At 64.8% G+C, this 22,826-nt stretch carries 17 protein-coding genes; 11 read left to right on the top strand and 6 right to left on the bottom strand.

The window, feature by feature from the left end:
- Window positions 1-9: 9 nt before the first annotated feature.
- Both uvrB and CHB96_RS18280 read left to right on the top strand, forming a co-directional pair.
- A complete protein-coding gene (uvrB, locus tag CHB96_RS18285; RefSeq protein ID WP_089248851.1) occupies window positions 10-2,175 on the top strand; it encodes an excinuclease ABC subunit UvrB in 2,166 nt (721 codons plus the stop codon).
- 47 nt (window positions 2,176-2,222) lie between these two features.
- Complete coding sequence (locus CHB96_RS18280) at window positions 2,223-3,074, top strand: SCO6745 family protein (RefSeq protein WP_089248849.1); 852 nt, start codon at window positions 2,223-2,225, stop codon at window positions 3,072-3,074.
- A gap of 9 nt (window positions 3,075-3,083) precedes the next feature.
- Here the strand turns inward: CHB96_RS18280 and CHB96_RS18275 are convergent, their stop codons facing one another.
- Together CHB96_RS18275 and CHB96_RS18270 are read right to left on the bottom strand one after the other, a co-directional pair.
- Window positions 3,084-3,941, bottom strand: a complete 858-nt coding sequence (locus tag CHB96_RS18275; protein WP_089248847.1) for an ABC transporter permease — start codon at window positions 3,939-3,941, stop codon at window positions 3,084-3,086.
- Window positions 3,938-6,826: a CocE/NonD family hydrolase gene (locus CHB96_RS18270; RefSeq protein WP_089248845.1), complete on the bottom strand. Its 2,889-nt coding sequence runs from the start codon at window positions 6,824-6,826 to the stop codon at window positions 3,938-3,940. Before CHB96_RS18270 ends, CHB96_RS18275 begins: the two co-directional genes overlap by 4 nt.
- Window positions 6,827-7,008: 182 nt before the next feature.
- Here CHB96_RS18270 and CHB96_RS18265 point away from each other — a divergent pair, with 182 nt between their 5' ends.
- The gene (locus CHB96_RS18265; protein ID WP_089248843.1) at window positions 7,009-7,461 is read left to right on the top strand and encodes a universal stress protein; all 453 of its coding nucleotides are present in this window, start codon (window positions 7,009-7,011) and stop codon (window positions 7,459-7,461) included.
- A gap of 59 nt (window positions 7,462-7,520) precedes the next feature.
- On the opposite strand, the gene CHB96_RS18260 is transcribed toward CHB96_RS18265, so the two are convergent.
- The 3 genes from CHB96_RS18260 to CHB96_RS18250 form a co-directional block, all read right to left on the bottom strand.
- Window positions 7,521-9,755 (bottom strand): HelD family protein, encoded by a 2,235-nt coding sequence (locus CHB96_RS18260; protein ID WP_176444361.1) that lies wholly within the window; start codon window positions 9,753-9,755, stop codon window positions 7,521-7,523.
- Window positions 9,756-10,010: 255 nt separating this feature from the next.
- Window positions 10,011-11,315 carry a DoxX family protein gene (locus CHB96_RS18255; protein WP_089248841.1) on the bottom strand — a complete coding sequence of 435 codons (1,305 nt, stop codon included), beginning with the start codon at window positions 11,313-11,315 and terminating at the stop codon, window positions 10,011-10,013.
- A gap of 128 nt (window positions 11,316-11,443) precedes the next feature.
- Window positions 11,444-12,133, bottom strand: coding sequence for an MBL fold metallo-hydrolase (locus CHB96_RS18250; protein ID WP_089248839.1), 690 nt, complete (start codon window positions 12,131-12,133; stop codon window positions 11,444-11,446).
- A gap of 273 nt (window positions 12,134-12,406) precedes the next feature.
- Between CHB96_RS18250 and uvrA the strand changes: the two genes are divergently transcribed.
- Window positions 12,407-15,334, top strand: a complete 2,928-nt coding sequence (uvrA, locus tag CHB96_RS18245; RefSeq protein ID WP_089248837.1) for an excinuclease ABC subunit UvrA — start codon at window positions 12,407-12,409, stop codon at window positions 15,332-15,334.
- Window positions 15,335-15,407: 73 nt separating this feature from the next.
- Here uvrA and CHB96_RS18240 read toward each other — a convergent pair whose 3' ends face one another.
- Window positions 15,408-15,779 (bottom strand): DUF1844 domain-containing protein, encoded by a 372-nt coding sequence (locus CHB96_RS18240; protein WP_089248835.1) that lies wholly within the window; start codon window positions 15,777-15,779, stop codon window positions 15,408-15,410.
- A gap of 356 nt (window positions 15,780-16,135) precedes the next feature.
- Here CHB96_RS18240 and infC point away from each other — a divergent pair, with 356 nt between their 5' ends.
- From infC to CHB96_RS18205, 7 genes are all read left to right on the top strand, one after another.
- Window positions 16,136-16,840 (top strand): translation initiation factor IF-3, encoded by a 705-nt coding sequence (infC, locus tag CHB96_RS18235; protein ID WP_245865883.1) that lies wholly within the window; start codon window positions 16,136-16,138, stop codon window positions 16,838-16,840.
- 85 nt (window positions 16,841-16,925) lie between these two features.
- Window positions 16,926-17,120: a 50S ribosomal protein L35 gene (gene rpmI / locus CHB96_RS18230; RefSeq protein ID WP_089248833.1), complete on the top strand. Its 195-nt coding sequence runs from the start codon at window positions 16,926-16,928 to the stop codon at window positions 17,118-17,120.
- Between the two features lie 90 nt (window positions 17,121-17,210).
- Window positions 17,211-17,600 carry a 50S ribosomal protein L20 gene (rplT, locus tag CHB96_RS18225; RefSeq protein WP_089248831.1) on the top strand — a complete coding sequence of 130 codons (390 nt, stop codon included), beginning with the start codon at window positions 17,211-17,213 and terminating at the stop codon, window positions 17,598-17,600.
- A gap of 38 nt (window positions 17,601-17,638) precedes the next feature.
- Window positions 17,639-18,445, top strand: coding sequence for a TrmH family RNA methyltransferase (locus tag CHB96_RS18220; protein ID WP_089248829.1), 807 nt, complete (start codon window positions 17,639-17,641; stop codon window positions 18,443-18,445).
- 70 nt (window positions 18,446-18,515) lie between these two features.
- Window positions 18,516-19,586 carry a phenylalanine--tRNA ligase subunit alpha gene (gene pheS / locus CHB96_RS18215; RefSeq protein WP_089248828.1) on the top strand — a complete coding sequence of 357 codons (1,071 nt, stop codon included), beginning with the start codon at window positions 18,516-18,518 and terminating at the stop codon, window positions 19,584-19,586.
- A gap of 49 nt (window positions 19,587-19,635) precedes the next feature.
- On the top strand, window positions 19,636-22,122 hold the full coding sequence (pheT, locus tag CHB96_RS18210) for a phenylalanine--tRNA ligase subunit beta (RefSeq protein WP_089248826.1): 2,487 nt from the start codon (window positions 19,636-19,638) through the stop codon (window positions 22,120-22,122).
- A 28-nt stretch (window positions 22,123-22,150) separates the two neighbouring features.
- The gene (locus CHB96_RS18205) at window positions 22,151-22,750 is read left to right on the top strand and encodes a hypothetical protein (protein ID WP_089249170.1); all 600 of its coding nucleotides are present in this window, start codon (window positions 22,151-22,153) and stop codon (window positions 22,748-22,750) included.
- Window positions 22,751-22,826: the final 76 nt, after the last annotated feature.

Genomic DNA, 22,826 nt, shown 5'->3' with positions numbered 1-22,826 from the left:
CCTGGACGCATGGCGTTTGCATCCGAACATCCCGTGGTTGCTCACTCGGAGTTCCGTCCTGTCGGCGACATCGAGCGGACCGGGCCTGCGTTCGAGGTCGTCAGCGAACACAAGCCGGCGGGCGACCAGCCTGCCGCCATCGCCGATCTGGAACGTCGGCTCAAGGCAGACGAGAAGGACGTCGTGCTGCTCGGTGCCACCGGTACCGGTAAGTCCGCGACGACGGCGTGGCTGATCGAGAAGATCCAGCGCCCCACATTGGTCATGGCGCCCAACAAGACGCTGGCCGCGCAGTTGGCCAACGAGCTGCGTGACATGCTGCCGAACAACGCGGTCGAGTACTTCGTGTCGTACTACGACTACTACCAACCCGAGGCGTACATCGCGCAGACCGACACGTACATCGAGAAGGACTCGTCCATCAACGACGACGTCGAGCGTCTGCGTCACTCGGCGACGGCAAACCTGCTCTCACGCAGGGACGTCGTCGTGGTGGCGTCGGTGTCGTGCATCTACGGTCTCGGTACACCGCAGTCGTACGTGGACAGGTCCATCCACCTCGAGGTGAACGTGGAGGTGCCTCGTGACGCACTTCTGCGATTGCTGGTCGACGTCCAGTACACCCGCAACGACATGTCGTTCACGCGAGGTTCGTTCCGTGTCCGCGGTGACACCGTCGAGATCATTCCGTCCTACGAGGAGCTCGCGGTCCGGATCGAGTTCTTCGGCGACGAGATCGAGGCGCTCTACTATCTGCATCCGCTGACGGGTGACATCGTGCGCAAGGTCGAGTCCGTACGCATCTTCCCAGCGACTCATTACGTCGCCGGACCCGAGCGTATGGAGAAGGCGGTCAAGAACATCGAGGCCGAGCTCGAGGAACGCCTCGCCGAACTCGAGAACAAGGGCAAACTTCTCGAGGCCCAGCGACTCCGCATGCGTACGGAGTACGACCTCGAGATGATCAAGCAGGTCGGGTTCTGTTCGGGCATCGAGAACTATTCGCGGCACATCGACGGTCGCGGCCCAGGCACCGCACCGGCCACATTGATCGACTACTTCCCCGAGGACTTCCTTCTCGTCATCGACGAGTCGCATGTCACCGTTCCTCAGATCGGTGCGATGTACGAGGGCGACATGTCCCGCAAGCGCAACCTGGTCGAGTTCGGATTCCGACTTCCGTCGGCCACCGACAACCGGCCTCTCACGTGGGAGGAGTTCACCCAGAGGATCGGTCAGACGGTCTACCTGTCCGCGACGCCAGGGAAATACGAGCTGGGGCAGACGGGCGGCGAATTCGTCGAACAGGTGATTCGCCCGACCGGCCTCGTCGACCCGAAGGTCGTCGTCAAGCCGACCAAGGGACAGATCGACGACTTGGTGCACGAGATTCGCGAACGCACCGAGAAGGACGAGCGTGTCCTCGTCACCACGTTGACGAAGAAGATGTCCGAGGACCTCACCGACTATCTTCTCGAACTCGGCATTCGAGTCCGATACCTGCATTCGGACATCGACACGTTGCGACGCGTCGAACTTCTGCGGCAACTGCGCCTCGGTGAATACGACGTGCTCGTCGGCATCAACCTTCTTCGTGAGGGACTCGACTTGCCGGAGGTGTCGCTCGTCGCCATCCTGGACGCCGACAAGGAGGGGTTCCTGCGCAGTGGCACCAGCCTGATCCAGACCATCGGTCGTGCAGCCCGCAACGTGTCCGGTGAAGTCCACATGTACGCCGACAAGATGACCGACTCGATGAAGTACGCCATCGAGGAAACCGAACGTCGACGCGAGAAGCAGATCGCGTACAACACGGAGAAGGGCGTCGACCCGCAGCCGTTGCGCAAGAAGATCGCCGACATCCTCGATCAGGTCTACGAGGAAGCCGACGACACCGACGAGTCGGTCGAGGTCGGCGGCTCCGGGCGCAATGCGAGCCGTGGGCGTCGGGCGCAGGGTGAGAAGGGCCGTGCGGCAGTCAGTTCCGGTGTGTACGAGGGGCAGGACGTCAAGTCCATGCCGCGCGCCGAGTTGGCGGACCTCGTCAAGAATCTCACCGACCAGATGATGAACGCGGCGCGCGAGCTGCAGTTCGAGTTGGCGGGGCGTCTCCGTGACGAAATCCAGGACCTGAAGAAGGAACTTCGCGGAATGGACGCTGCTGGATTGAAGTAGCGGGCGCGAGGGGAGGGCACCGACCGGATGTTCGATACGGTTCAGGAATGGATGCATCGACAGCCGGCCGGAGTGCGCGCGCACTCGAACTTCTCCACTCGCTCACCTACTTCGTCCCCGAGACTCAGGATGCGCTGACAGAGGCAGGTTTGCAGGGGAGGGCCTGCTACTTCGCCGGGCGCGCTGCGCCTCTGGGACCTGTGGGTGCAGGCGTCGTTGCGGCGACGTTCTACAACTTCAACCGCGAACTCATCGAACCACTGGTCCCTGCCGCGTGGTCGATCGTCTCACCCGACAAGATCCTCGACATTCGCTACCGAACTGTCGGCGAAGCGTACACACGACTCCTCGGCGAGGACGTCGTCACCTCACAGGAGATGGCGGAGGCAGCGGAACTCGCCTCGATCGCTGCCAGCCAGATCCCGGGCAACGATGGGCGGCCCCTCTATGCTGCATACGCCGAGATCGAGTGGCCGGAGGTTCCCCACCTACGGTTCTGGCACGCGTTGACTCTGCTGCGCGAACATCGCGGCGACGGTCACATCGCTGCGCTGCAGACCGCGGGGCTCAGCGGCCTGGAAGCCCTGATCACCCACACGGCGACCGGCAAGGGCTTCGAGAAGGAGTTCGCGCGTAAGCGTCGAGGCTGGTCGGAGGAGCAGTGGAACGACGGTGTCGACGCGCTCCGGGACCGCGAAATTCTCGATGCGCACGGCGCCCTCACCGAACACGGCACCGATCTGCGCTCGGTGGTCGAGGACATCACCGACGATCTGGCGCTTGCGCCGTGGGCAGCGCTTGGCGAGGACGGGGCAGCACGACTCGTCGAACTCGGAACTCCGTGGCGCGATTCGATCATCGAGCAGAAGGTGTTCCCGTCCGGAGTCTTCGGCAAGTAGCTGCCACCGTCAGCTGGTGATGTCCTTGCTGGAGAAGCGCTGCCACGCCGCGACTCCGAACAGCGCGGCGTAGGCGAGTGCGGAAAAGGACCCGACCACCATGTCGTTCCATTCGATCGTCGGTGACAACGTGTCGGTCCACGCGCTGAAATAGTGACCGGGCAAGTAGTTTCGCAGCGATCCCAGTGCAGTGATCTGGTCGAGAATCTGCGTCAGGATCGACGTCATGACCGCTCCACCGACGGCACCGAGAGGTGCGTCGGTGAGAACGGACAGCAGCATCGCCAGACCGGCGACCCACAGCAGGTTGACGGCGATGTACGCGACTGCGATGACGAGCCGGCCCAACGCATCGGCGTAGGACAGGCCGTCGCCGAATGGAGTCACCAGCGGTTCGGCGCCGTACAGCGCCGTTCCGACCGTCAGCGACACGACGACCAGGACAACGATCGCCACGAGCGACAACGTGGCCGACACGAGTGCCTTCTGCATGAGCAGTCGGGTGCGCGGGACCGGAATGGCGAGCAGATATCGCAGTGACGACCAGGATGCTTCGCTGGCGACCGAGTCACCGAAGAACAGCGCGACGACGACGATCAGCAGAAATCCGACCGACATGAACAGCGCGAACACCGTGAAGTTGACGCCGCCGCGCGTGCCCAGTTCGATCAGGCCACCGGCGTCGGAGTCGTCGGACGACGTTCCGATCGTGAACGCGATCGCAAGGATCACCGGAAGCAGCGCCAGGAAGCCGATGGCGAGTTGTGTTCGCCGACGGCCCAGTTGGCGTCGCAGTTCGGTGCGGAACGGAAGCGTGCGGCCGGCGTGATAGCCGGGCGCACGCCCGTCGGTGTGGGTCGTGCTCATCGGGTGCCCTTCGTTGCTGCCGGCGTGTCGGAGCCGGTGACCCGCGCTGTGCTCGTCGGGGAATCGCCGTGGACCAGGTCCAGGAACACGTCCTCGAGTCGCGTCGACTGCGACAATCCGCGCACATCGAGACCGGCGTCGACCAGTGTGCGCAACACGACGGCCGGATCCACGGTGCCGAGGTCGACTCGTAGCGATCCTTCGTCGGTCGATTCGGGCGGGTGGCCCATGTCGACGAGCATCGCCGACGCCCGTTCGACGTCCCCGACGCGGATCTCGGTCAGCCCGCCCGACGCCGTCAGCTCCCGTACGGTGCCGGTGCTGATGACCGAGCCGCGGTTCATGACCACGACGTGCGTACACGTCTGCTCGACCTCGGCCAGCAGGTGGCTCGACACGAGGACGGTACGTCCTGTCTTCGCGTAGTTGATCAGGACGTCGCGCATGGCTCGGATCTGCGGTGGGTCGAGTCCGTTGGTGGGTTCGTCCAGAACCATGAGATCGGGAAGTCCGAGCATCGCCTGCGCGATCGCCAGACGCTGTCGCATTCCCTGGCTGTAGGACTTGACCTTCCGCTCGACCGCCGCGCCGAGGTCAGCGATGGCGAGTGCTTCGTCGAGGTGCGCGTCCTCGATCGGCCGACCGGTCGCCTGCCAGTAGAGCCGCAGGTTCTCGGTACCGCTCAGGTGTGGCAGGAATCCGGATCCCTCGACGAACGACCCCAGCCTCGACAGCACCGGTGCACCAGGTGTGACCTTGTGTCCGAAGACGCGGATGTCGCCACTCGTCGGCGTGATCAGCCCCATGAGCATGCGCAGCGTCGTCGTCTTGCCTGCGCCGTTGGGGCCGAGCAGACCCAGAACCTGACCCTGCTGAATGTCGAAACCGACACCGTCGACGGCTTTGAATCCGTTGGAGTACGTCTTCGCCAGATCCGTGATGACGAGTGGTGTGTCGACGAGTGAGTCGTCGACCTCGGCGACGAGGCGCCGACGAGACCGTACGACGTTGACCGCCACGAGGGCGCCGACAGCAGCGAGGATCGCAGCGATCCCGACGATCGGCGCGACCGGGACCGAACTCGTACCACTCGACACACCGTCGACGGTGGGCACGGCCAACATCGGATCGTCGAGCGCGACGACGAACTGAGCCGGTTGCAGCGGGACGGCATAGGCCTGGTCGGTCGTCGACACCGAGATCTCGATTCGGTGCCCGTCGGGGACTGCATAACTGATGCCCGGCAGTGCGACACTCACCGGAATCGGGCCGTCGTTCACCGTGTCCGGCAACCTGATCGGCGAGACGGCACCTCCAGGGAGGGTTCTGCGGCCGTCGGGCGCCACGTCGTACAGCTTGACGAACAGGACGGCGTCCTGCGGCCCGGCGAACGCTCCGATACGCAGGTTCACGCGCGACGATCCGTTGATCGACAGTGGTTCCGTCAGCGGCTCACTCGTGAACGTCGCAGATTGTCCGGGTATGTCGGCCGAAAGCCCTGCTCCCGCAGTGGTTGCCGACAGCGTCGACAGAATCGACCCCAACCCCGGCACCGACGAGATCGCCGACGGCGACGCACCCGGCGGGCGAATGACCGTCTGCTCTCCGGTGTTCGCGTCGGCGGCATCGGACGGAGACAACCCGACCGGCACCTCCTCGGTGGCCGACGGCTGATCCGACGCCAGGCCCGGGTACTCGGCTGCAGTCATCCGACGGTCACGCGAGCGCTCCTGCTGCGCGGCGGACCCTTCCAGCGTGTACGCGAACGACGATGGCTGCGAATCGGTTTCACCACGTAGATGAACGTCGAGAAAGTCCTTCATCGAGTTCTCGGCGCCACCGTTGGTACCACCTGCGTCGTGGCCACCGCCGAACCAGCGCACCTCGACGTCGCCACCTGCGTCGGAGATCTGACGGGCTGTGGCGTCGGCCTGATCGAGGCCGAACAACGTGTCCTGGAGGCCCTGCACGAGCAGCGTCGGCGCCGTGATGTTCGACGCGACCGCGGCGGGAGAGTGGGCGGTCAGCAGCGCAAGAAGCTCGGGCGACGGCTCACCCGTGACGGCGGATTCGCCGTAGGCCGCGCAGAATTCGGGCGCGAAGCGGCCACATGCCGAACCGCTTTCGGTGGGTTCCGACGGGGGTGCTGCGTCGCTGTCGGACGCGGCGGACGAGCTTCCGGCCCCGAAAAAGACTCCCGCCCAACCACGTTTGAGAACTCCGGGTCCGCCGTAGACGGACGCGGCGGGGGTTTCGAGGGAGTCGAGGCGAGCTCGATCGGTGTCGGTCGTGACGCCGTAGTTCGGAAACAGCGCCTGCCCCAGGTCGTTCCATGTGATCGCCGACGCCACCGCGTCGACTCGTGGGTCGGTCCCCGCCACGCTCAGCGCGAGCGCGCCACCGTACGAGCCGCCTGCGACGCCGACGCGTGGGTCGCCGGGGCCGTCCAATTGCACCTCGGGACGTTCGGCAAGCCAGTCGATCAGCGCTCGACCGTCCGCGACCTCACGGTCGGGATCGTTGAGCGAGATCGTTCCGGTACTGGTGCCGAACCCGCGTGCGCTGTAGGTCAACACGGTGAACCCATCCTCGGCGAGCGCGCGCGCCTGCCCCTCCACCGAGAACTTGTCGCCGCCGAACCCGTGCGCCAGGAGCACCGCGGGTGCGGGTGTCGATTCCGGAACGTAGAGCCGAGTGTCGAGGTCGACGGTCTCGGGAGAACCGGGGCTTTCTGGAACCGTGACCGTCGTATCGAGGGCCTCGACGGTCGATTCCGCGCTGAAGGGCCTGAAGACGAAGAAGACGGACACGCCTGCGATGACGGCGACCGTCAGGACCGCGAGAAGGACGGTCCTCGTGGACCGTCGCGGCCGAGGGATCTGCATGTTCCCAATCTATGTGAGACCACGACGTCGTGTTGTCGGCGAAGTTCGCCTCAGGGCAGGCGGATACAGATAGTGTCATCGCAGGCATCGCGGGGCCCGCACGTAGGGGCCTGTGACGGACCACAAGACTGCTGGCCACTGCGTCGCATTGTGTGTGACGGAACCTACAACTGGAGGAATGAATGAGTGCCTACCGCACCGTAGTCGTCGGAACCGATGGCTCCGAATCGTCGTTGCGGGCTGTGGAGAAGGCGGCCGCAATCGCGGGCGACGCCGACGCGAAACTCGTCATCGCCTGCGCGTACTACCCATCGGACCCGAAGGAGACAGCTCAGGCTGCCGACGCGCTACGCGAGGACGCCTACCAGATCACCGGTTCCGCTCCGACTCACGACATTCTGCGGACCGCGAAGGAACACGCCACGAAGGCCGGCGCCAAGTCGATCGAGGAACGCGCCATCGTCGGGTCACCTGTCGAATCGTTGCTCCAGCTGGTGGACGACGTGAAGGCCGATCTGCTGGTCGTCGGCAACCGCGGTCTCAACTCGCTGACCGGCCGACTGTTGGGATCCGTTCCGTCGGACGCTGCCCGCAAGTCGACGTCGGATGTGTTGATCGTGCATACCGTTCGGTGACGTTCTCCACGTGATCACGGCACGGCGAGTGGGCATGCACTCGCCGTGCCGTTGTCGTGTCAGGCGACGGACACGTCGAACGGGTGCAGTGCCGAGAGTTCGTCCGGCAGCGGTTCGGTGTGCACCACACCGAGTCGCTGTGTCGCACGGGTCAACGCCACGTAGAGGTCACCCATGCCGCGCGGCGACTCGGCGACGATCTGGGCGGGTTCCACGATGAGAACCGAGTCGAACTCGAGTCCTTTCGCGTCCTTCACCGTCGACACCGTCACGAACTCGGACTTCAGGAACGCGAAATCGTCGACGCGTGCATGCGGGACGAGCACGGCGCTCAACCCGGGGCGTGGATGTTCGTCGACCCGACTGCCGACGACGTCCGTGAGTTCGGCAGGGGAGACCCGCAGTGACCACGGGTCCCGACCGGAGTCCCGGACCGACCGCGGCACGGCCTGGACCGGGTCGATCGAGGCGAGCACGTCCCTGGCGACTGTCATGATCTCCGACGGCGTCCGGTAGTTCACCGTCAGCTCGGTCCGCTTCCAGCGTTGTGCGACATACGGTTCCAGCACGTCTCCCCACGACGTCGTACCCGCCGGGTCGCCTGTCTGCGCGACGTCGCCGACGAGTGTCATCCAGCGATTCGGGATCCGTCGCATGACCATTCGCCACGCCATGTCCGAGAGTTCCTGAGCCTCGTCGACGATGACGTGGCCGTACGTCCAGGTTCGGTCACCCGCTGCACGCTCCGCCGTTGTCAGGCGTGCGCCCGAATCCTGGCGCTGGGCAAGCTGACTGGCGTCGATGAGGTCGTATGCCATGAGGATCTCGGGGTCGAGTTCGTCCTCGAGGTCCTGAGGAGCGGATCCGGTCAGGATGTCCAGTGCACCCTGCGCGTCGGCGATTTGATTGCGCCACTGCCGATTTGCGCGTTCCTTCTCGGCGGCGTCGTCGATGCCGAGGAGTTCGGCGAGTTCGTCGAGAAGTGGAGCGTCGCCCGCGCTGAACCGGCGCCCGACGCGGAACAGCGACTGCCGTTCGGCCTCGGTCAGATCGGGTGCAGCGGACTCCAGACGGTCCTCGGATGCGAATAGTTCGAGCAGAACCTGTTGAGGCGACAGGTCGGGCCAGAGATCGTCGATCGCGGCCATCACGTCGGCGTCCTCTCTCATCTCGTCCCGCATGTCCGCGATGTCGTCGCGGCTGAGGAGGCTGCCGCCGTCGACGAGGTTCTGTCCCAACGTGTTCGCCAACTGCTGCGCGAGTTGATCGATGACGGACGAGACGAACAGGGGTCGGGCGAGGTTGTGCGGGCGCCGCGAGGAACGGGCACGACCACGAGCACGGGTGACGATCTTCTTGTCGAGCACGACGTCGTAGGTGTCGAAGCGAAGACGCTTCGGCGTCGACGGAACCTCCTGACGGTCCCGCACCGCCTTCGTGAGGACCGTGATCATGTCGGTCGAGCCCTTGACCTGCGCCGCCGTGATCGAATCCTCCAGCGTCGCACGCACTCCCGGGTACAGATCGCCGATCGTGGACAGCAGAACACCGGTCTCACCGAGAGACGGGAGCACCTGACCGATGTAATCCAGGAACGTCGCGTTCGGACCGATGATCAGCACACCGCTCTTCGCGAGTTGCTGCCGGTATGTGTAGAGCAGGTAGGCCGCGCGGTGCAGCGCCACTGCGGTCTTGCCGGTGCCAGGGCCACCCTGGACGACGAGCACACTCCGATGCTCCGAACGAATGATCGCGTCCTGCTCGCTCTGGATGGTCTCGACGATGTCGTTCATGTGGCCGGTGCGCGCGGCGTCGAGCGCGGACAGCAGTGCGCTCTCGCCTGCGACTCCGGTCGTTTCCGCATCGAGGCCGTTCTCGCGCGCCGCTGCGAGATCGAGGTACTCGTCGGCGAGCGACGTGACCCGACGACTGCGGCTCCGAATGTGCCTGCGCCGGAGGACATCTTCCGGTGCAGCAGGGGTGGCGAGGTAGAACGGCCGTGCCATCGGTGCACGCCAGTCCAACAGCAGAGTCTCGAAGTCGTTCGCCTCGTCGAGAATCCCGACGCGGCCGATGTACCGGATCGGGTTCTCGTCACCCGAAGGCTGCAGATCGATGCGGCCGAAGCACAAGCCGTTCTCGGCTGCGTCGTATTTGGCGATGTCGTCGTTGTACAGCTGACTGAACGATTCCCGTTCGCTACGCGCTTGGGGTGTGCCTCCAGTTTCCAGTAGCACGGTGCTCAGCCGACTCTGTGCATATTTGCGCAAAGCGTCCAGCTGGTCGTACAGCATCGATACGTACGCCTGTTCGCGTTCCTTTTGGGTCGGCGCTTCCTGGTTGGCAGTCGCGGAATCGTCTGAGATGCCCTCGGGGGCTGTGAGGTTCTCAGAAGACGTGTGGCCGTCGTCCGGCAAAGGGTCACTCCTCGGGAGTTCGGCAAGAAAATGTTGGCGCGAAATTCGCCCAAGTAGTCTACGACGAGGACGGGCCCCGCGCAGAACCGCAGTTCAGCGTGGGGCCCGTGGACGAGCGCCGGAGTTCGAGCGTTACTTGGAGTACTTCTGGACGCGCTTGTCCAGATCCTTGCGTGCCTTCTCGACCTTCTTCTCGAGCTTCGCCCGAGCTTTCTCGGTCGCCTTGTCGAAGTCACGGCTCTGCTTCTCGGCCTGCTTGCGTGCGCGCTTGCTGAGACCCTCCGTGCGGTCGGCCGCGACGTCGGCCCACTTGCTGCCGCGTTCCTGGGCCAATTCGGCGAGCTCGGACGCACGATCGGTCGCGACGTCCACCCACTTGCTTCCGCGCTTCTGCGCAATGTCCGCGAAGTCCGAGCCGCGGTGAGCCGCCCGGTCGGCCAGTTCGGATCCGCGCTTCTGGGCGAGTTCGGCCAGGTCGGAGCCACGGTCTGCGGCTTTGTCGGCGAGCTTGGAACCTCGCTTCTGCGCGAGTTCCGCGAGGTCGGAGCCACGGTCTGCGGCTTTGTCGGCGAGCTTGGAACCTCGCTTCTGCGCGAGTTCCGCGAGTTCCGAACTGCGGTCTGCGGCCTTGTCGGCGAGCTTCGACCCCCGCTTCTGGGCGACCTCGGCGAAATCGGAACCGCGATCAGCTGCCTTGTGTGCCCAGCGGGACAGGACGGGCTGCGCCGCATCGGCGAAGTCGGAGCTCTTCTCGGCTGCCACATCTGCCCAGTGCGATACGACCGGCTGCGCGGTGTCGGCGAAGTCGGATGTCTTCTCGGCCGCGACATCGGCCCAGTGCGATACGACGGGCTGAGCAGCGTCCGCGAGTTCCGCGCTTCGTGCCGCTGCGACCGATGCCAGACCCTTGACCCGATCGGATGCGACGCCGAGGCGATCTGCCGTGTCGTGCGAGCCGGGCAATGCCGACGCGACCGATTCCGACGCCTTGCGTGCTGCCCGACGACCACGCCACGCGAGCGACGGCTTACCTTCGGTGTCCACGGCGGCGATGAGCAGACCACCGAGCAGGCTGACGTTCTTGAAGAACTGTGTGCGCTGAGCGGCCTTCGCGGCGGGGTCGGTCTCGTTCCAGAAGGCGTGTCCTGCAACCGTCGTCGGGACGAGGCTTCCTGCCAGAGCCAACGATGCGAGACGCGGTGCCTTCCCGGTCGCCAGCAGCAGTCCACCGCCGACCTGAATGGCTCCGTTGATGCGGACGAGAGTCTCGGGATCGTTCGGAACATTGGAGGTGACGCTGTCCGGCAGCGCATCCTGTCCCTGCGAAATCAACGGCGCTGCGGCCTTGGCCTTGCCAGCGGGGTTCCGGAGCGCGTCGATGCCTCCCGCGATGAAGATGGTCGACATCAGCGGACGGGCGATTCGGCGGACCAGCATTGACTGCCTCCTGCGTAGTTCGTGGACAACGTCGATGTACGACGCGTTCGCCGGGAGCCAGCCCCGACGACCCGCGTCGTTCCACCGTAGCCATACCCGGCGAACTACTTTTCAAGCGCGGGCGCGTGTCACCAGCCGCGTTCGCGCCACTCGTCGAGGTGAGGTCGCTCGGCGCCCAGGGTCGTGTCCTTGCCGTGGCCCGGGTAGACGATCGTCGAGTCGCCGTAGCGATCGAACAGTTTGGTGCTGACGTCGTCGAGCAAGGATGTGAATTCGTCTGCTCCCGACGTCTTTCCGACCCCGCCGGGAAACAGAGAGTCGCCGGTGAACAGATGCGTGACGCCGGACTTGTCGTCGGTGAGCGCCAACGCGATCGACCCCGGTGTGTGACCGGTGAGGTGAATGACGTTCAACGTGAGTTCGCCCACGACTACTGTGTCCCCGTCGGCGAGGAGCCGGTCGGGGGTGACGGGCAGCGGTTCGGCGTCGAGGCTGTGGGCAGCGGTCGGTGACGCGGTCCCGGCTGCGATGTCCTCCAACGCCTGCCAGTGGTCCGCATGCTGATGGGTGGTGACGATCAATGACAGGGTCGGTGCGTTCTCGTCGAGCAGCTGCGACAGTCGTGGCGCGTCGTTGGCGGCGTCGATGAGCAGCGCCTGGCCACTGGTGGAACAAACGACGAGGTAGGCATTGTTGTCCATCGGGCCGACCGAAATCTTGGTGATGGTGCCACCTGTGATCGTGCGTCGATGCGGGGCCGATCCCTGCGACACTGCGCCGGTGTACTGGTCTTCGATGACCATGAGGTGCTCGTCCATTTCCTGGACGCTACCGTCGCGCGGCGTGGTCGGTCGCCCCGACCCTCGGGAGCGGGCCGCGATGCGTCGAACGACCAGGTGGGTCTCGCCGTCCGCCGAACTTGTCGGTGGGTCGGCCTAGCATTGCTACAGCGTGAGGTCCAGCTTCACGTGGGCGTTTCATGGGCTTCGGTTCGACGGTTCGGGTACACGGTTCACCGGGAACCAGTGGGTTTCGAGAAACACGGGTATGCGAGTCGGTAGGTCAGCTCGTTCGACAAAGAAGGGAACACAGTGGCGGATCGCCTGGTAGTACGGGGTGCGCGTGAACACAATCTGCGGGGAGTCGATATCGACCTACCTCGTGACAGCCTCGTCGTCTTCACGGGTCTGTCCGGATCGGGCAAGTCCTCGCTCGCGTTCGACACCATTTTCGCCGAGGGGCAGCGACGCTACGTGGAATCTCTGTCCGCCTATGCGCGTCAGTTCCTCGGGCAGATGGACAAGCCCGACGTGGATTTCATCGAGGGACTGTCCCCGGCCGTGTCGATCGATCAGAAGTCGACCAACCGGAACCCCCGTTCCACCGTGGGCACCATCACCGAGGTCTACGACTACCTCCGCCTGCTCTACGCCCGCGCCGGCACGGCTCACTGCCCCGTGTGTGGCGAGAAGATCGCCAAGCAGACCCCACAGCAGATCGTCGACCAGGTGTTGGCGATGGAAGAGGGGATCAAATTCCAGGTCCTCGCTCCCGTCGTGCGTACCAGGAAGGGCGAGTTCGTCGACCTGTTCGAGTCGCTGAACACGCAGGGTTACTCGCGTATTCGTGTCGACGGCGTCGTGCACCAGCTGACCGATCCGCCGAAGCTGAAGAAGCAGGAGAAGCACGACATCGAGGTAGTGGTCGACCGCCTCACGGTGAAGGCCAGCTCGAAGCAGCGGCTCACCGATTCGGTCGAGACTGCACTGCGGTTGGCGGACGGCATCGTCGTTCTCGATTTCGTCGATCGCGAAGAGAATGCTCCCGATCGCGAGCGTCGTTTCTCCGAGAAGCTCGCTTGCCCCAACGCGCACCCGTTGTCGATCGACGATCTGGAACCTCGATCGTTCTCGTTCAACTCACCGTACGGCGCATGCGCGGAATGCCTCGGGCTCGGCGTTCGCAAGGAGGTCGATCCGGACCTCGTCGTTCCCGACCCCGATCTGTCGCTGGGCGACGGCGCGATCGCTCCGTGGTCGATGGGCCAGACGTCCGAGTACTTCGGACGCTTGCTTGCCGGCTTGGCCGACGCAATGGGATTCGACCTGAACACGCCGTGGAACAAGCTTCCCGCGAAGGTCAAGCGCGCGGTTCTCGAAGGTAGTGAGCACCAGGTTCACGTCAAGTACCGGAATCGGTACGGCCGAACCCGCTCGTACTACGCCGAATTCGAAGGCGTGATGCCGTTCCTGCATCGTCGGCTCGAGCAGACCGAATCCGAACAGATGAAAGAACGGTACGACGGCTACATGCGCGACGTGCCGTGCCCCGAATGCGGCGGAGATCGTCTGCGTCCCGAAATTCTGTCGGTGACCATCGAAGCAGGTGGCTTCGGGCCCAAGTCCATCGCCGACGTCTGCCGGCTGTCGATCTCGGAGACCGCGGACTTCCTGAACAGCCTCACACTCGGCAGCAAGGAAGAGGCCATCGCAGGCCAGGTCCTGAAGGAGGTTCAGGCGCGTTTGGGCTTCCTTCTCGACGTCGGCCTCGAGTACCTGTCCCTCTCTCGCGCGGCCGGGTCGTTGTCGGGTGGCGAGGCGCAGCGCATCAGGCTGGCGACGCAGATCGGTTCCGGTCTGGTCGGCGTGCTCTATGTTCTGGACGAGCCGTCCATCGGCCTCCATCAGCGTGACAACCGTCGACTCATCGACACATTGACGCGGCTTCGTGACCTCGGCAACACGCTTATCGTCGTCGAACACGACGAGGACACCATCCGTACGTCCGACTGGGTCGTCGACATCGGTCCGTTGGCGGGTGAGCACGGCGGACGCGTCGTACACAGTGGGTCGTACCAGGACCTGTTGACCAACGAGGAGTCGCTGACCGGTGCGTATCTGTCCGGTCGAATGGAGATTCCGCTCCCGGACTTCCGTCGGGTCGTCGACAAGAAGCGGCAGGTCACCGTCGTCGGTGCTCGTGAACACAACCTGCGCGGTATCGACGTCAGCTTCCCGCTCGGCGTACTCACGTCCGTCACGGGCGTGTCCGGTTCCGGCAAGTCGACGCTCGTCAACGACATCCTCGCGACGGTCATGGCCAACAAACTCAACGGCGCCCGTCAGGTGCCCGGTCGGCACACGCGCATCAACGGACTCGATCAGCTCGACAAGCTCGTCCGTGTCGACCAATCGCCGATCGGTCGCACACCCCGCTCCAACGCCGCGACCTACACCGGTGTGTTCGACAAGATCCGGACGTTGTTCGCCGCGACCACCGAGGCGAAGGTCCGTGGCTACCAGCCGGGGCGTTTCTCGTTCAACGTCAAGGGCGGTCGCTGTGAGGCGTGCTCCGGTGACGGCACGCTGAAGATCGAGATGAACTTCCTGCCCGACGTCTACGTCCCGTGCGAGGTGTGCAACGGCGCGCGCTACAACCGCGAGACTCTCGAGGTGCACTACAAGGGCAAGACGATCGCCGAGGTTCTCGATATGCCGATCGAGGAGGCCGCCGAGTTCTTCGAGCCCATCACGTCGATTCACCGATACCTGAAGACCCTGGTGGAGGTCGGGCTCGGATACGTACGACTCGGTCAGCCGGCGACGACGCTGTCCGGTGGCGAGGCTCAGCGCGTCAAGCTCGCGTCCGAGCTTCAGAAGCGATCCACCGGGCGCACGGTCTACATTCTCGACGAGCCCACGACGGGTCTGCATTTCGAGGACATCCGGAAGCTGCTCGGCGTCGTGAACGGGTTGGTGGACAAGGGCAATACCGTCATCGTCATCGAGCACAACCTCGATGTCATCAAGGTCTCGGACTGGATCGTCGACATGGGTCCCGAGGGCGGATCCGGTGGCGGAATGGTCGTCGCGCAAGGCAATCCGGAGGATGTCGCGGCGGTGCCCGAGAGCTACACCGGCAAGTTCCTGCAGGAGGCTCTGACGCGTGAGCCTGTGGCCGAGCAGCCGAAGAAGGCTCCAGCGAAGAAGCGTCGACCGCGGAAGGCCGCTGCGGTCTAGCTTTTTCACGCTGCCGTCACCACCCCTCACGCACACGCACACGCATATGCATGTGCGTGAGGGGTGTGGGGGATCAGTAGACGGGGCCGGTGTATTTCTCGCCGGGTCCCTTGCCTGGCTCGTCGGGGTGAGCGGACGTCTCGCGGAAGGCTTTCTGCAGAGCCTGCAGTCCCTCGCGGATCGGTCCCGCGTGCGGGCCGAGGTACTCGACGGATGCGGTGACGAGACCGGCGAGGGCGGTGATGACGCGTCGGGCCTCGTCGAGATCCAAGTACGGACTTTCCGACGGGTCGGCCTCGGACAAGCCGAGCTTCTCGGCCGCGGAACTCATGAGCATCACAGCTGCGCGACTGATGACCTCGACGGCGGGCACGTCGGCGAGTTCGCGGACGTCGTGTTCTGCGTCGTTGCCGGATTCGGGGGTGCTGGACATATTGTCGAGCATTCCATGCTGGCTGTACGCGGTTCGGATCAGCGTCGATTCGGCGTCGAGCGGGTCACCTGGTAGAGTTCCTCAACGACCGTCTTCGACGTGCGCATTCGCAAGAGTTCGCTCGTACGGAGGCAGCAAGTGGAGCCCGACTCCCACCGGTACGCAGCGTTCAGTTGTTTCCGGTCCGGTCGCTCGGCAGTAGTGCGTGAGGTGCCCATGGCAATGATCGCAGACTGCGGAGCTTCCTCGTACGAGGAGAACTACGCGGCGTGAGCCGGGTGGATCGACCGGTCGACATCGGGCCCTGCACCAGCGGAATGCTGGAGCAGGGTTTTTTCGTTGTAGAGGGCGTGTCCTTCATCGACGACATGTCGAAGGACCCGGGCAGGCGGGCTGTGCCAGAGGCAGGCGGTCGGCTCGACACCACACCGCACTACCTAGGAGGCCCCATCAGCACTGAGACCCGCATCAACGATCGCATCCGTGTTCCCGAGGTTCGACTTGTCGGACCGGGTGGCGAACAGGTTGGCATCGTGCGTGTTGAAGATGCACTCCGCTTGGCTCTCGAAGCCGACCTCGATCTCGTAGAAGTGGCTCCCGACGCTCGTCCGCCGGTCTGCAAGATCATGGACTACGGGAAGTTCAAGTACGAGGCAGCTCAGAAGGCGCGCGAGTCGCGCAAGAACCAGACGCTGACCGTGATCAAGGAGCAGAAGCTCCGGCCGAAGATCGACGCACACGACTACGAGACCAAGAAGCGCAACGTCGTTCGCTTCCTCGAAGCCGGGTCGAAGGTCAAGGTCACCATCATGTTCCGTGGTCGTGAGCAGTCCCGCCCCGAACTCGGATTCCGATTGCTGCAGCGTCTCGGTGCAGACGTCGCCGATCTGGGCTTCGTGGAGACGTCGGCCAAGCAGGACGGCCGCAACATGACCATGGTTCTGGCTCCGCACAAGGGTGCCAAGACCCGAGTGAAGGCGCAGGAAAGCGCTGCAGCTCCGCCCGCGCAGCGTGCTTCCGCACCTGCCGAGCCCGCAGCCGGTGACGCTCCGGCCGCGCCGCCTGCAAGCTAGACCAGACGTAAGAACCCTGTCGGTGTCACGCCGACAGGGTTACAGCCGAGCAAGACCGAAGAGCACTACAGAAACCGAGGACTCCATGCCCAAGCAGAAGACCCACAGTGGCGCCAAGAAGCGATTCAAGGTGTCCGGCACCGGCAAGATCCTGCGTCAGAAGGCCGGCCGTCGCCACCTGCTGGAGCACAAGGCGACCAAGGTGACTCGCCGCCTCGACGGTGTCGCCGTCGTCACGAAGGCCGACGAGCCGCGGGTCAAGCGCCTGCTCGGCCTCTGATCTGGACTTCGTAGCCGCACGGCCCGTCCGTCGGCACCTCCTATTTCCATTCGGGGTTCGTAGAAGCCCCCAGATCGACAGGATTCACCAGTGGCACGCGTAAAAAGGGCGGTCAACGCCCAGAAGAAGCGCCGTTCGATTCTCGAAGCGTCCAAGGGATACCGCGGACAGCGCTCACGTCTGTACACCAAGGCCAAGGAGCAGCAGCTCCACTCGCTCACCTATGCATACCGCGACCGCAAGGCGCGCAAGGGTGACTTCCGCAAGCTGTGGATCACGCGTATCAACGCTGCGGCTCGCGCCAACGACATCACGTACAACCGCTTCGTCCAGGGCCTGAAGGCTGCCGGCGTCGAGGTCGACCGCAAGATCCTTGCCGAGCTCGCTGTGTCGGACGCTGCTGCATTCGCGGGCCTGGTGGAGATCGCCAAGGCTGCTCTGCCTGCCGACGTCAACGCTCCTGCCGGAGAAGCAGCCTGAGCAAGCTGACGCACGACGCTTCAGACCCGAAACGACCCGTGGACACGCTCACCGAGCGAACGCCACGGGTCGTTTCGGCTGTCAAGCTCCTACGCGCGGCCGAACGTCGCAAGACGGGGCTGTTCCTCGCCGAGGGATCCAATTCGGTGACCGAAGCCATTGCGTCGGGCGTCGTCGATCAGTTGTTCTTTCGCGAGGATTCGGCAGAACGAAACGGCGTCGTACTCGATCTGGCTGCGACCGCAGGCGTTCGCATGTTCCCGATCACGGAACGCGCAGCGAAGGGGCTGTCCGACACCGTGACTCCGCCCGGCATCGTTGCGGTGTGCCGCACGATCGACGTCGATCTCCCGACTGCTCTCGGTGCGGCTCCTCGGCTCGTGGCGGTCCCGGTGGAAGTGTCCGAGCCCGGTAACGCCGGAACCGTCATCCGCGTCGCCGATGCGGTCGGTGCCGATTCCGTGGTTCTGCTCGGTGATTCCGTCGATCCGCACAACGGCAAATGCGTGCGCGCGTCGGCAGGCAGTTTGTTCCATCTCCCGATTGCGCGAGAGCGCTCGACGGAAGCGGGAATTGCGGCCCTCCGCGAACGTGGCGTGACGATTCTCGCGACCGCCGCCGACGGAGAAGTGGATCTCGACGACGCCGACGAACTACTGAGTAGCCCGACGGCATGGCTGTTCGGCAACGAGGCGCACGGACTCTCCCCGGCGGTCTCCGCTGCCGCAGATCATCGCGTCAGGATCCCGATCCACGGCCGTGCGGAGAGCTTGAACCTCGCAACTGCTGCTGCGATCTGTCTGTACGCAAGTGCTCGGGCGCAGCGACGGTCCCGCCGTAATTGATTTGGCGCTTCGCCTAGGATCGAAAGGTCTTCCGGCGTCCTCAACCACCCATCAAGGAGTTGCACCTCTCGTGGCGAAGAAAGAAGGCGGTACCGCCCAGCCCGTCGATCCGAGCGTGCTCGAGGAATCTGCCCTCGACGCCGCGGCGAACGAGGCGGAGAAGGCATTCGCCGCGGCCCGGGATCTGGACGAGTTGACGACGGTGAAGATCGAGCACATCGGTAACCGTGCTCCTCTGGCTCTCGCGCAGCGCGCCCTCGGGTCGATTCCCGGTGAGCAGAAGGCCGACGCGGGCAAGCGCGTCAAGGTCGCCCGTGATCGTGTGCAGAAGGCGTTCGACGCCCGTCGCGAGATCCTGCTGGCCGAGCGCGACGCCGCGATTCTGGTCGCCGAGACCATCGACGTGACGCTGCCGTCGAATCGCCGCCCCGTCGGCGCCCGTCATCCGATCACGATCATCGCCGACCAGGTTGCCGACGTGTTCGTCGGAATGGGCTGGGAAGTCGAGGAAGGGCCCGAGGTCGAGGCCGAGCACTTCAACTTCGACGCGCTGAACTTCCTGCCGGATCATCCGGCGCGCACGATGCAGGACACCTTCCACATCGCGCCCGAGGGCTCGCGGCAGGTGCTGCGTACGCACACCTCTCCCGTGCAGGTTCGTTCGATGTTGTCACGTGAGGTCCCGATCTACATCGTGTGCCCGGGCCGAACGTTCCGCACCGACGAGCTCGACTCGACGCACACCCCGGTCTTCCATCAGGTCGAGGGACTGGCGATCGACAAGGGCCTGACCATGGCCAACCTCCGCGGCACGCTCGATGCATTCGCGCGCGCGTTGTTCGGCGAGGAAACACGTACACGTATGCGTCCCAACTACTTCCCCTTCACCGAGCCGTCCGCCGAGGTGGACGTCTGGTTCCCGAAGAAGAAGGGCGGAGCGGGCTGGGTCGAGTGGGGCGGCTGCGGCATGGTCAACCCGAAGGTTCTGCAGGCCAGCGGCATCGATCCCGAGGTGTACTCCGGATTCGCGTTCGGCATGGGCCTCGAGCGAACCCTGCAGTTCCGCAACGACATTCCGGACATGCGTGACATCGTCGAAGGTGACATTCGCTTCACGCTGCCCTTCGGCGTCGGCGCCTGACCGATACAGACCTAGACCGACTTCCACTCGTAGAAAGAGCTGAGTAGACGTGCGAGTTCCACAATCCTGGCTGACCGAGGTTCTGCAGCGCACCGCGCCGCAGTGGAACGTGACCCCCGAGGAGTTGGACGAGGGGTTCGTGCGCGTCGGTTTCGAGGTCGAGGAGCTCGAGTCCCTCGACACCGTGACCGGTCCACTCGTCGTCGGACGGGTCACCACCATCACCGAACTGACGGAGTTCAAGAAGCCGATCAGGTTCTGCCTCGTCGACGTCGGCAACGACGAGCCTCAGGAAATAGTCTGTGGTGCACGAAACTTCGCCGAAGGCGACCTGATCGTCGCGGCCCTGCCCGGCAGCGTGCTGCCCGGTGGATTCGCGATCGCATCGCGCAAGACGTACGGCCAGAACTCGAACGGAATGATCTGCTCGACGGCCGAACTCGGCCTCGGCCGAGACTCGTCGGGCATCCTCGTACTTCCGGAAGGCACCGCCGCTCCTGGCGACGACGCGAAAGCCGTTCTCGGGTTGGACGATTCGGTGATCGAGTTGAACGTGACGCCGGACCGTGGATATGCGTTCTCGGTGCGAGGGCTCGCTCGTGAGCTTGCGAGCAGCTTCGACCTCGAATTCGCCGACCCGGCTGTACATCCGGTTCAGAACAACGAGGGTGACACCTGGCCGACGACGGTCGACGAGGAGTCGGGCGCGTCACGGTTCGCACTGCGCAAGGTCAGCGGCATCGACCCGAAGGCGATCACTCCGTGGTGGCTGCAACGCCGCCTGCTCCTTGCCGGGATTCGGCCTATCTCGGCTGCGGTCGACGTCACCAACTACGTACTGCACGAACTCGGCCAGCCGCTGCACGCATTCGACGCGGCGAAGTTGACAGGCGACATCGTCGTGCGCCGCGCGAAAGCAGGGGAGAAGCTGACGACGCTCGACGACGTCGAACGGACTCTCGACGCCGAGGACGTCGTCATCGCCGACGGTTCCGGCGCCATCTCGCTGGCGGGCGTCATGGGTGGAGCGTCGACCGAAGTGGGAGACGACACCGTCGACGTGATTCTCGAGGCCGCGACATTCGATCCGCTGGCCGTGTTCCGCACCGGGCGTCGTCACAAACTGTCGAGTGAGGCGAGCAAGCGTTTCGAGCGGACCGTCGACTCCGCGCTGCCCGTGGCTGCGCTGGATCGCGCCGCTCAGCTTCTGGTGGACATCGCCGGCGGACGCATCGAGCCCGTGCTGACGGACATCGGTTCGGCGAACAGCTTCCCCGCGGTGCGCATCGACATCGATCTTCCGGATCGCGTCGCGGGTGTCACATACCCCAACGGCGTGGCAGCGCGCCGCCTGACCCAGATCGGATGCGACGTCGAGGTCGGCGTCAGCGACAGCGGCCACGGCGAACTCGTCGTGACGCCGCCGACGTGGCGTCCGGATCTACAGCAGCCGGCGGACCTCGTCGAAGAGGTTCTCAGGCTGGAAGGGCTGGAGAAGATCCCGTCCGTGCTGCCTACTGCACCTGCCGGTCGCGGGCTCACCGCGACGCAGAAGAGGAAGCGAGCTGTCGGCAAGTCCCTTGCGTTCGCGGGGTATGTCGAGGTCCTGCCGACGGTCTTCCTGCCCACGGGTGTGTTCGACACCTGGGGGCTGCCGGAGGACGACACGCGCCGACGGACGACGTCGGTGCTCAACCCGTTGGAGGCCGACCGCCCCGACCTCGCGACGACGGTATTGCCGGGGTTGTTCGAGATTCTCGCGCGCAACGTTGCCCGTGGACAGCGTGACCTGTCGTTGTTCGGCATCGCTCAGGTCGTGCTGCCGCACGACGGAACGGTCGCCGTCGACGCACTCGCCGTGCACGAGCGTCCGTCGGACGAAGACATCGCGCGCTTGCGTGGTTCGCTGCCGAACCAGCCGGTTCATGTGGGTGTCGTACTCAGTGGACACCGTGAGCCGTCCGGACCGTGGGGACCGGGACGTGCAGCAGAGGCGTCCGACGCCTTTGCCGCAGCCCGCACGATCGCGGCCGCTGCGGGTGTCGAGATCGAATTCCGTGCTGCGCAGTATCTGCCGTGGCATCCGGGACGCTGCGCGGAGTTGCTCGTCGACGGTGTCGTCGTCGGGCATGCCGGTGAGCTGCATCCGGCCGTGCTCGAACGGGCGGAATTGCCTGCGCGTACCTGTGCCGTCGAGCTGAATCTCGATGCACTTCCGATCGTCGAGTCACTGCCTGCGCCCATCGTGTCGCCGTTTCCTGCTGTCCTCCAGGATGTTGCGGTCGTCGTCGACAAGTCCGTTCCCGCGGCAGAGGTCGAGGCTGCGTTGAAGGGAGGTGCCGGTGACTTGCTCGAGAGCCTGCGCCTGTTCGACGTCTTCGAAGGCGAGCAGGTGGGGGAGAACCGCAAGTCGCTGGCCTTCGCGCTCGTGTTCCGTGGGTCGGATGGCACCCTGACCGAGGCGCAGGCGACCGAAGCACGTGACGCAGCTGTTGCGGCCGCGTCGCAGGCGGTCGGGGCAGAACTCCGCCGCTGAACGGGGTCTCTCCACGTACCGTGGACTCATGAGCACTCACAGCACAGGCGATCGAACCGATCTTGCGGTGTTGCGGGAGGTTCTGGCCGCAGTGTCGGGCCGCCCAGCTCTCGCGCCACTGCATGCGACTGCGTCGGCGCTGTTGGCGGACCTCGACACGGCAGGTGCCGAGGATCCGACAACGGTGCCGCCCGGCGAGATTCCCGACGTCGACGTTCCGCACGTGACGAAGCCGAGGATCGACCAACCCCTGGGCGATCCACCGGGGTATTCACCGCTCGGCGGAACGCCGACTCAGGTGCCGCGGGAGGGCATCGTCGACGCAGAACTCGTCGACGACAGCGCCATCGACGGTGCGATCGGCGGCGGCGTCAGCGCAGGCTTCTCCAATCACGAATCGCCGACCGGCTACACCGACCAGGGTGTGCCGACGTGGGATTCGGTTCGCGACAAGGTGGAGGGAAGGTCGGCCACAGCGATCGGCGCCGAGGAGCTCGACCACAGCAGCCCGGCCGGGCGCACGCTCGACGAGCAGTGGAACGACCGTGAGGCGGCGGGCCGGAAGAAGCTCGACGAGATCAGGCGGTCGATGAAGGCTCCTTCGGAGCACGTGCACGAAAATCCATAGCGGGCTATGTATTTTCGTGCACATGGGTTACTCCCGACCCCGCTCATGAATGAGCTTGCATGGTGATGCATAATCA

The sequence above is a fragment of the Rhodococcoides kyotonense genome (assembly GCF_900188125.1).
In the GTDB taxonomy this organism is placed as follows: domain Bacteria; phylum Actinomycetota; class Actinomycetes; order Mycobacteriales; family Mycobacteriaceae; genus Rhodococcoides; species Rhodococcoides kyotonense.
The sequence above is the reverse complement of the archived record's forward strand: the minus strand, read 5'-3'. Positions and strand labels throughout refer to the sequence as shown.

Coding starts and splice junctions, on each gene's coding strand:
- CHB96_RS18255 (WP_089248841.1), bottom strand. CDS start 11,315: ATGCTGGTCCGCCGAATCGCCCGTCCGCTGATGTCGACCATCTTCATC.
- CHB96_RS18205 (WP_089249170.1), top strand. CDS start 22,151: ATGAGCACTCACAGCACAGGCGATCGAACCGATCTTGCGGTGTTGCGG.
- CHB96_RS18250 (WP_089248839.1), bottom strand. CDS start 12,133: ATGGACGAGCACCTCATGGTCATCGAAGACCAGTACACCGGCGCAGTG.
- CHB96_RS18265 (WP_089248843.1), top strand. CDS start 7,009: ATGAGTGCCTACCGCACCGTAGTCGTCGGAACCGATGGCTCCGAATCG.
- CHB96_RS18275 (WP_089248847.1), bottom strand. CDS start 3,941: ATGAGCACGACCCACACCGACGGGCGTGCGCCCGGCTATCACGCCGGC.
- CHB96_RS18260 (WP_176444361.1), bottom strand. CDS start 9,755: ATGCTGTACGACCAGCTGGACGCTTTGCGCAAATATGCACAGAGTCGG.
- uvrB (WP_089248851.1), top strand. CDS start 10: ATGGCGTTTGCATCCGAACATCCCGTGGTTGCTCACTCGGAGTTCCGT.
- CHB96_RS18270 (WP_089248845.1), bottom strand. CDS start 6,826: ATGCAGATCCCTCGGCCGCGACGGTCCACGAGGACCGTCCTTCTCGCG.
- CHB96_RS18280 (WP_089248849.1), top strand. CDS start 2,223: ATGGATGCATCGACAGCCGGCCGGAGTGCGCGCGCACTCGAACTTCTC.
- CHB96_RS18240 (WP_089248835.1), bottom strand. CDS start 15,779: ATGCTCGACAATATGTCCAGCACCCCCGAATCCGGCAACGACGCAGAA.
- rpmI (WP_089248833.1), top strand. CDS start 16,926: ATGCCCAAGCAGAAGACCCACAGTGGCGCCAAGAAGCGATTCAAGGTG.
- infC (WP_245865883.1), top strand. CDS start 16,136: ATGTCGAAGGACCCGGGCAGGCGGGCTGTGCCAGAGGCAGGCGGTCGG.